General features: G+C 33.6%; 8 protein-coding genes. All 8 read right to left on the bottom strand.

What is annotated here, in order from left to right:
* Nucleotides 1–178: 178 nt before the first annotated feature.
* On the bottom strand, nucleotides 179–490 hold the full coding sequence (locus tag FJV36_RS13745) for a transposase (RefSeq protein WP_158727651.1): 312 nt from the start codon (nucleotides 488–490) through the stop codon (nucleotides 179–181).
* Between the two features lie 170 nt (nucleotides 491–660).
* Nucleotides 661–1,320 carry a BON domain-containing protein gene (locus FJV36_RS13740; protein WP_158730161.1) on the bottom strand — a complete coding sequence of 220 codons (660 nt, stop codon included), beginning with the start codon at nucleotides 1,318–1,320 and terminating at the stop codon, nucleotides 661–663.
* A 116-nt stretch (nucleotides 1,321–1,436) separates the two neighbouring features.
* Nucleotides 1,437–2,438: a 2-hydroxyacid dehydrogenase gene (locus tag FJV36_RS13735; RefSeq protein WP_158981223.1), complete on the bottom strand. Its 1,002-nt coding sequence runs from the start codon at nucleotides 2,436–2,438 to the stop codon at nucleotides 1,437–1,439.
* A 58-nt stretch (nucleotides 2,439–2,496) separates the two neighbouring features.
* On the bottom strand, nucleotides 2,497–4,863 hold the full coding sequence (locus FJV36_RS13730; protein ID WP_158981221.1) for a glycosyltransferase: 2,367 nt from the start codon (nucleotides 4,861–4,863) through the stop codon (nucleotides 2,497–2,499).
* On the bottom strand, nucleotides 4,853–5,899 hold the full coding sequence (locus FJV36_RS13725; RefSeq protein ID WP_158981219.1) for a pesticidal protein Cry7Aa: 1,047 nt from the start codon (nucleotides 5,897–5,899) through the stop codon (nucleotides 4,853–4,855). The genes FJV36_RS13730 and FJV36_RS13725 overlap by 11 nt, the downstream gene beginning before the upstream one ends.
* Nucleotides 5,900–5,952: 53 nt before the next feature.
* Nucleotides 5,953–7,407, bottom strand: a complete 1,455-nt coding sequence (locus FJV36_RS13720; protein WP_158981217.1) for an OmpA family protein — start codon at nucleotides 7,405–7,407, stop codon at nucleotides 5,953–5,955.
* 18 nt (nucleotides 7,408–7,425) lie between these two features.
* Nucleotides 7,426–8,118, bottom strand: coding sequence for a type 1 glutamine amidotransferase domain-containing protein (locus tag FJV36_RS13715; RefSeq protein WP_158981215.1), 693 nt, complete (start codon nucleotides 8,116–8,118; stop codon nucleotides 7,426–7,428).
* A gap of 302 nt (nucleotides 8,119–8,420) precedes the next feature.
* Complete coding sequence (locus FJV36_RS13710; protein ID WP_158730166.1) at nucleotides 8,421–9,077, bottom strand: BON domain-containing protein; 657 nt, start codon at nucleotides 9,075–9,077, stop codon at nucleotides 8,421–8,423.
* Between the last annotated feature and the right edge of the window lie 85 nt (nucleotides 9,078–9,162).

The raw sequence follows: 9,162 nt of genomic DNA, 5'->3' as shown, positions 1-9,162 counted from the left end.
ATCGATTTAATAACCGCGTCTTGACTTACATATCCTTTAGATTTATTAAAAGTAAATTCACTAGGTTTAATACCTTTTTTATTTGAGCTTGGTCTTCGGTAATAACTACTTTGAACCATTCCTACTATAGTAATAATTTTGGTTTTACTAATCTTATGTTTACTATAAATACTATCTACTAAATCTTTCTTGGATCGGATGTCCCAAACTTTTTTTTTAAAAGTTCACGCCCAATTTCTAATTCGATTTCCTTGTTAGCTAATAATTTGCGTAGAATTCTGTTTTCTTCCTCAGCTTGCTTTAGCTCTTTACTACTAGTGTCATAAGTTACTTTTAAACCAGCTTCTCCCTGCTTCTCGTGTTTCTTCTTCCAGCTATACAAAGTGCCAGTGCTAACGCTGTATTTACGGCACGTTTCAACAACTCCTAATTCTTCTGAAAAGGATAGGATTTCTAGCTTTTCTTCTAAACTCCATTTCTTGTATTTCATATATCAAATGTACTATTTGAAATTTAAAATATCACTCCGAACTATTAAGGGGCTAAAATAAACAGGATGATCCACTAAGATTTTTGACAATTTATAAGTTATTCTTGCAAGATTTAATTCAATAATTCCAATAGTTGTTTGCATTTTTACAGATTTATGAGAAGGGATTTTTAGTCGTCAAATTCAATATATAAATCATTTTGTACCTGCGTAACACCTGGAGCATTCCACGCAATCCTGCTAGCCTCATCTTTTTGATAGCAAGAATCTACGTGTCCAATTAAAGTGACTACATTATCAACTACATACACACGGATGTCTTTGCTCTTAATGGCACCATTGCGCTCTATGGCAATTTCAATATCTTTTTTTTTGATGGTGTCTTTGGATGTTGATATTATCTTGATATTATTTGTTATTCCTGTAATTCCGATGAGGTTAGTAAGTGCATTTTTAGTTGCTTCTTTTTGATAATTCCATTCCAGTTGGCCACTTAAAAATACCCATCCATTTTCAACAAGGACTTTAATTTTTTCGGTTGGAATATCCCAATGCCACATAAAAATATTCTCAATTACATTCTTAATTTCAGCATCAGGTCTACTGTTATTAGTACCACAAACAACTTTGATATCTTCGAGTACAGTTGCTACTCCAGCTACGTTTTTAGCAGCTTGTTCAGCTTCGTTTTTTTTAGCATAAGTATTTACTGATCCGGTTAGAGTAACCACGCCTCTATTAGTCATAACCCCAATTTCTGCGGCTTGCAATAGGGGTTCCCAATTGATTGCATCCACAACATTTTTTTGCAGTTCTTCGTTGCTTTTCATTTTGAAATTATTTAGTTTATAATGTATGTAAAGCTTTAGTTTTCATATAGATCTTAAAATGACCCAGAGCATCAAAAAAAATGATTTTTGTTACTTTAATTGGAGTTGGTCGGTAGTTATGGAATGGCGAAAACTACTTCATTTTCTGTCTTTACCTTATCTTCAAATGAATTGAAATTACTGATTGTTACCCTAGCAATTTCGTCTAAAGCTTCTTTAGTAAAGAAAGATTGGTGAGGCGTAATTAAAACATTATTAAAAGACATTAGTCTTTCGATTTGGTCGTCTTTTATAATTTTATCTGATAAGTCTTTAAAGAAAAGGTTTTCTTCGCCGTCATACACATCGATTCCTAAATATCCAATTTGAGCATTTTTAAGCGCTTTGATTGCATCCTTGGTATTGATAATGGCTCCTCGACTTGTATTAATGATCATAGTTCCTTTTTTTATTTTTGAAAAAGTCACATTATTAAAAAGATGTCTAGTTTTTGGAGTTAAGGGACAATGAATTGAGATAATATCAGATTGTTCTAATAATTTTTCAAAAGAAACATATTTGACTCCTTTTTCAATAAGTGATTTAGATTGTAAAATATCATTTGCGATAACTTTGCAACCAAATCCAAGCATTATTTGACAAAAAGCAGTTCCAATTATTCCGGTTCCAACAACACCAACCGTTTTTTCAAACAGATTAAAACCCATCAAATTTTGAAGTGAAAAATTATTTTCCCGAACTCTATTGTAAGCTTTATGTGTTTTTCTGTCGAGTGTTAAGATTAATGCGGTTGCGTGTTCTGCAATGGCTTGAGGCGAATAAGCGGGTACGCGCATCACTTTTATGTTATGCTTTGCAGCAGCTTCTAAATCTACATTATCATAGCCAGCCGTTCGCAAATCGATTAGTTTTATGTTTGCTTTTGCAAGTTGGTCAATTACATTAGCATCTAGTTTATCAGTCAATTGAATGCTTACTGCATCAAAACCTTTTACAACGGAAACTGTTTCTGCATTTAGCGGCGTTTCAAAATAGGTGAGTTGGTGTTTACCATCAACATTAAATTTATCAAGATATTCACGTTCGTAATATTTTGTACTGAAGATGGCTATTTTCATTTTTTGGGGACTATTTTTAATTTATTTAATTGATTATTAGTTATTTACAATTCAATTTTTAATTTACAAGCTGTAAGTTTCTATTGTCAGTAAAAACTGTTTTAGTCTTATTGTATTCTATTTCCTCTCTGCATTTTTGTATTGTTAGTCGTGCCATTAGATAACTCACCGTAGATTCGGCTCCTTGATTGAGATTGATGTAGTCTTCCTCTAAACCATCATAACAACCACCTGTGCACGGATTGTAAATGATTTTCTGGAGATGATTGTTACCCAGAAACCAACTAAAAGCTGTTTCCATTTTATGAAGATAGTCAGTGATTTTAAAAGTATTATAAAATTTGGCTAGAGCCAAGATGGTATAGGCAACATCAATAGGTTGTTCTCCGCCAATTACTTCTTTTGTAACGGCTTTGTTATAGTGTAACCATCCTTTGTTAGAGATTACTTTAATACTATTTTCCGTTATTGTTTTTGATAATAAAAAATCAAAAGAAGTCTTAGCAATTTCTTTGTAAATCATTTCGCCGGTAGCTAGATAAGCACAAAGTATGGCTTCGGGAAGAATGCTGTTTCCATAGGTCATATAGCTCTCAAACCAATGCCAATTTGCTTTAGATTCATGTCTGTACATTTGAACTAATCGGTTCGCTAATAGTTTTATGAGCGCCTTATTTTCAAAATTCACTTCTTTTTTATTACTGTAATAAATCCCTTTTATAGTAAATGCCATTGCCCTTGTTGAATGCATGCTGGTAGCTGATACCAAGGCAGCTTGCATTGTTTTTTTGGCTTGGGTGATTAATGATTCTGGTAATAAATCATGCATAGCAACTAGAAATCCTAGCGCCCAAATTGCTCTTCCGTTAGAGTCTTCTAGATTTTCACTATTCTGATCTGTAAACTTTTTATTTTCGTTTACATAATTCAAAAAGGAGCCATCTTTTTGTTGACAAAACTGGATAAACTGATAATATTGAGTGATATAGGCCAAATCTTTCTCATCATTTGTCAATTCAAAATGCTGACACATGGCTACTAATGCTCTTGCATTATCATCTAGAGTATAGCCGCTATTTAAATCGGGCTTGTTGATAATGGAGAACTGTATCATTGCAAAAGGCGTGGTCAAACTTTTAAAGTGTTCTAAATTGATTGCGGGAGTTTTGTACTTTAATTTAGATTTTCGATCCATTACACTATTTAACAACAAGGCATGTGCAATTGCAGCGTTTTCCCAAGCTGTTGGCGCCATTTTATGAATGCCTTTATTGGAGATTTCCTTACACAACTGTGGATTGTTTAATAAATTTAAAACTTGTTTTTGCAATTGCTCTGAATTTTCGAAGTCAATGATAATTCCGCCTCCATTTTTTAATAATTCAGAAGCATGGGGAATAGGGGTAGAAATTACGGGACAACCACAACTTATAGCATAAGAAAATGTTCCGCTCACCGCTTGATTTGGATCTTTTGAGGTAAAAAGATAAATATCCGTAAGTTGCAAATAATCCAGTAATTGCTCAAGCGGTAAATAAGAATTGATGAATTTTACATGCTCTTTTAGTCCTAATATTTCGATTTTTTGCTCTAAACTATCGCGGTATATTTCACCTTCTTCTTTGACCACCGAAGGATGCGTTTTCCCAATTATAAGAAAAAGAATATCTGGATTTTCAACAACAATTAAGGGCATGGCATCTAATGTAGTTTCTATTGATTTTCCAGAACTCAATAATCCAAAAGTTGAAATCACTCTTCTTTTTGATAAGTTGTATTTTTCTTTTAAAGCTTCCTTATCCGTATGTTTTACTAAATGAGTTCCGTGTGGAATGACGGTAATCTTGTTTTTTAAAATACCGTAATCGTTTTCCAATAATTTTGCCGAAGCATTTGTCATAACTATAAATGAATCTACAAGCGCATTCATTTCGGCTATGTTTTCTTTTAATATTTCACTTGGATTGGGCAGTACGGTATGAAAAACAATAATTATGGGTTTATTTATCGCTTTTAAAAAAAGGATAAAATCTGCTTCATTCGTTTTGAATAAACCAAACTCATGTTGAATTAATGCAAGAGCTATGTCCTTATTACTATTGATATTTTGTGAAAGAGCATCATAAGAATATGTATTGTCCGTTTCTAAAACATAAGTTACCTCATCATCATAAGCATACTTATTATTTTGTAATTCCAAGGCTGCAATTTTAATATTGAAGGTATTTTGGAATTTGTTGTTTAATGCTAAAATTAAATCCTGCGAATACGTAGCTATACCACATTCACGAGGCGGATAAGTGGAAATGAATAAGATTTCGGGCAGGCTTTCTTTTTCTTGAATTTGAGTTTTATTCAAACGATACGATTTATTATTTTGAGCTGGAAACGTATTGTTGCGATTTAATCTTAATTTATTTATCATCTTGTTTGTTATAAAGTAATAATTCTTTGATCAATCCTGATAGCGAAACAGAAGCAGTAGCAATTCTCTCGTCTGCAGCACCATAATAAATGTATAAAGTGTCTTCAAATACTACTGCACCTGATGGGAAACACACATTATCTACTTCGCCCTTTAATTCCCAATCTAATTCGGGTTTGAATAGGGGGTACGGTAAGCGAGCAATTTCTTCTTTTGGATTTTCTAAATCCAGCAAAGCAGCACAAGCCGAATAAACATATCCGTTGAGTCCATCTTTAACACCGTGGTAAATTAAGAGCCAGCCATGATCTGTTTCTATAGGAGGACAGCCTCCACCTACATAACTAATTTCATGATCATATTTTGAGGTAAGCACTACATAATCATTAAAATGGCTGAAATAATCTTGATAGAAGGCTTCTGTCAAATCTTTTAAATATTCAACTCCTACAACAATTTGAATATCAGGTTTTATGCGGTGCATGAAATAGAATTTTCCGTTTATTTTCCTTGGGAAAAAAATAACATTTTTGTCCCAAACGAGTGATTTTTCCTTGTCAGATTCTAAAGCACCAATGTGTTCATTGTAACGAAAATATTTTTGATTAATAGGACTACTTTCCTCTGCCAGTTGATCAAATGCAGCATAGCTAATTTGTGGAACTATAATTCCTTTTTTTTCAAAATGGATTAAATCTTTTGAAATAGCAAGACATCCTAATGCGTTTATACCATCATAGGCAGTATAAGTTAAATAGTATGTGTCTTCTATTTTTACAATCCTAGGATCCTCCATGCCTTGACTTTCGTAGTCAAATTCAGGTGCTAGCAATGATTTTTTGTGCCTATCAACTACTGATAATGGCCCGTCAAGTTTACAATACCCAATACTAGAATGATTGCCTTGGCTCACTGCACGATAAAAAAGATGTACAAATTGGCCCTCTTTTATAGCCGCGGGATTTAGTACACCTTCATCTTCAAATGGGAATAACGTTTTGGTTAACAGTACCCCTTCTTTTTTGACTTGTATCATTGTTTATAAAATTAAAGTGAAGATTGACAAGAGCCAATCTTCACTAAATTAATTTAATAGTTTGTTTTCAATTCTACTCTACGGTTTTTAGCTCGACCTAGTGCAGTTGCATTCGTTGCTACAGGATTGCTTTCGCCTTTTCCTATTCCTGTTATTCTGGTTGCTTCAATACCTTTCCCAATCAAATAATTTCGTACCGACTCGGTTCGCTTTTGTGATAGTTCAATATTAAATTGATCAGATCCGTTACTGTCAGTATATCCTTCAATAACTAAACTTGCAGCAGCATATTTGTATAATATTTTTGTGAGTTCATCCAGTTGAGATAATGAGGCAACTTTTAATTTATCGCTATTGTTCTCAAAGAATATTTTGCTTCCTAAATAAGTAATACGCACTGCATCTTGTTTTGTAATTTCGGGACAACCTTTGTTAGCCATTGTTCCTTTTATTTCGGGACATCTGTCATCTAAATTAGCGACTCCGTCTCCATCGCTATCTGGACATCCTTTTAAAGCTAACAGACCTGCAACATCAGGGCAACGATCTACATCATCCATGACACCATCATTATCGCTATCCATGATACAACCTACTAAATCTACTTTGCTTCCTGCTTTGGTATTGGGGCATTTATCATCTAAATCGGCCACGCCGTCGTTATCACTATCTGGGCAACCTTTTAATGCTTTGGAGCCAGCTAGTTCTGGACATCTATCCTCTGAATCAGTAACACCATCGTTGTCTTTATCTGGACAACCATTCAATGAAGCAGTTCCTGAAACGTCGGGACAATTGTCCAAGTAATCGGCTACACCATCCATATCACGATCTAACGGGCAACCCTTTTTATCTACAGTAATTCCTGTTGGAGTATCAGGACAGTTGTCATTTTTGTCTGAAACTCCATCCTGATCGGCATCTTTCACACTTCCAAGATTAAAGGTTAGCCCAATCATGTGAGAGAGGTAGCTGTCTTTTTCGCCTGCTGTTACTCCATCTCTTCGATCTTTATTGGAGAAAGAAAAAGTTTCTTGAAGATTCAGCATAATTTCTGGGGATAATCTAAAATTGATACCTGCTCCAGCAGTTGGCAAAACATAATCAATTCGATCTTGATCAAAATTAACCTGATTGTCAAAAAGAATAAAACCAGCTCCGGCCATTACATAAGGTCTGATGACATATTCTGGAGCTGCCAAGTTAAAACGCAAGTTAAATGAAGCCGCATTAAAATCACTCTTAAAGCTTCCGGTATCTCCATTGTACCCAATAGTACCTTTGGTTAACAATAAATTTGCGTCAAAAAGTTTACCCAAATAGCGGGAAACCGACAGACCTCCAAAGCCATAAAAAGCTTTATCTGTCTTGTAAAAACTACGCCCAAGATCTCCATGATATTGAGTTACACCTCCATGAATACCTATGTTCCATTTTTTTTCGGCTGTTTGTGCATTGGCTGTCAATGTACATGCGATGCTTATAGCGAGTAGAACTAATTTTTTCATTTTTGTTTGTTTTAAAGTTTAATTTTGTTTTTCGCTTTCAAGCGTTTCTAGAAGTAATTTTGCCACTGCTACTGATGAGGCTGCGTTTTGTCCGGTAACCAGTAAACCATCTTGCTTTACATAGGATTCAGAATCTTTTCCCTTACTATAAAGTGCACCTATTTTTGTAAGTTCATCTTCCAGTAAAAAAGGCACCATTTTGTTTAGTTGAACTGCTTCTTCTTCGGAATTAGAAAAGCCTGTTAGTTGTTTTCCTTTTACTAAATAATTACCATTTTGAATTTTCACATGCACTAAAGCAGCAGGTGCGTGACATACAAAGGCAATTGGTTTTTTATTAGTGTAAAAGTCTGCGATGAGTTTTATAGAATCGGTATCGTTTGCCAAATCCCATAATGGCCCGTGACCACCAGGATAAAATACAGCATCATAATCGGAGGGATCTATTTCGCTTAATTTTATAGAATGCGCTACTAGGTCAATAGCAGTATTGTCTTTGTAGAATCTTTGAGTATATTGGGTTTGTGCCTCTTCATCCTCACTTTTGGGATCAACAGGTGGCTGACCACCCTTTGGAGAAGCAATTGTGATTATAGCTCCTGCATCTTTAAAAATAAAATATGGAGCTGCAAATTCCGCTATCCAAAACCCCGTTTTTAGGCCACTGCTTCCTAAAGTATCATGTGATGTAAGTACAATAAGTATTTTCATGTTGCTATTATTTGTTTAAAACATTATTCTTTTTCTAATCTTCTTGTGGTTATGTATTTACAGTATATTACTCGTATTATATTTCGAGAAACTTTTAAATTAATTATGAGTTCAAAGTTGAGTCTATTTGGTTGAAGTAGAAATGACCATACGCACACCAAAAAGTGATGCCAAACACTTTTGAACTTTAGTTTTGAAAAGAAAACAGAATTTTTTTAAAGTTTAATTTTCGTTTTTAAAATATTTTATACCAATTAAATTTGATGATGTTTATTTTTTTGTTAGATCTTAAATGATTTAATCTACTCATCTTCAATAAGTAACTCGTTTTTAACACTAACAACACCTCTTGTTTTCCAAGCGATATATCCTGCAATTTCTTTTTGATACCATGATTCCACAGTACCTTTTAAAATTATCCTTGAATTTGATACCTCGATTTCAATATCTTTTGAATCTAGTGCAAGATGGTTTTCAAGTGCATGCCTAAGAGTCTTTTTGTCTATTTTAGTGTCTACTTTAGACTTTATATTAATTTTATTACTAACTCCTTTTACCCCAATTAGACTTGTAATAGCTTCTTTAGCAGCTTCTTTTTGATAGTTCCATTCTAATTCTCCGGATAGTGTTACCCATCCATCTATTACATTAACTTTAATGGTATCATTTAGGGTATTCCAGTTCCACCTGAAAATATTGAGAATTTCGTTTGTGATTGCAATATCATTTTTCTGTTCCCAGCTATTTATTGATACATCAATTTTATTGATTACTGATTGTACGCCTGATATTGTACTTGATAATCTTTCGGCTTGTGTTTTCTTTTGATAGGTATCTACATGACCTTTCAATGTGATTATTCCATTATTTGAAATGACTATTATATTGCAATCAACACTAAAAAGTTCTTGTTTTAATACTTGAATTATATGTTGCTGTAAAATATCATCTGTTATCATTTTTCCGTTTTTTATATCAATTCCAAAGTGTTTTAAAGTACTTTACAAAGTTGGTTTATACAGTTGTGTATTAAAATGAGCATAG

It is taken from the genome of Flavobacterium sp. I-STPP5a (genome assembly GCF_009764685.1).
Lineage (GTDB): Bacteria > Bacteroidota > Bacteroidia > Flavobacteriales > Flavobacteriaceae > Flavobacterium.
The sequence above is the reverse complement of the archived record's forward strand: the minus strand, read 5'-3'. Positions and strand labels throughout refer to the sequence as shown.

What these genes read in the sequence shown, in the direction of transcription:
- FJV36_RS13745 (WP_158727651.1), bottom strand. Translation starts at nt 490, where the DNA reads ATGAAATACAAGAAATGGAGTTTAGAAGAAAAGCTAGAAATCCTATCC.
- FJV36_RS13740 (WP_158730161.1), bottom strand. Translation starts at nt 1,320, where the DNA reads ATGAAAAGCAACGAAGAACTGCAAAAAAATGTTGTGGATGCAATCAAT.
- FJV36_RS13735 (WP_158981223.1), bottom strand. Translation starts at nt 2,438, where the DNA reads ATGAAAATAGCCATCTTCAGTACAAAATATTACGAACGTGAATATCTT.
- FJV36_RS13730 (WP_158981221.1), bottom strand. Translation starts at nt 4,863, where the DNA reads ATGATAAATAAATTAAGATTAAATCGCAACAATACGTTTCCAGCTCAA.
- FJV36_RS13725 (WP_158981219.1), bottom strand. Translation starts at nt 5,899, where the DNA reads ATGATACAAGTCAAAAAAGAAGGGGTACTGTTAACCAAAACGTTATTC.
- FJV36_RS13720 (WP_158981217.1), bottom strand. Translation starts at nt 7,407, where the DNA reads ATGAAAAAATTAGTTCTACTCGCTATAAGCATCGCATGTACATTGACA.
- FJV36_RS13715 (WP_158981215.1), bottom strand. Translation starts at nt 8,118, where the DNA reads ATGAAAATACTTATTGTACTTACATCACATGATACTTTAGGAAGCAGT.
- FJV36_RS13710 (WP_158730166.1), bottom strand. Translation starts at nt 9,077, where the DNA reads ATGATAACAGATGATATTTTACAGCAACATATAATTCAAGTATTAAAA.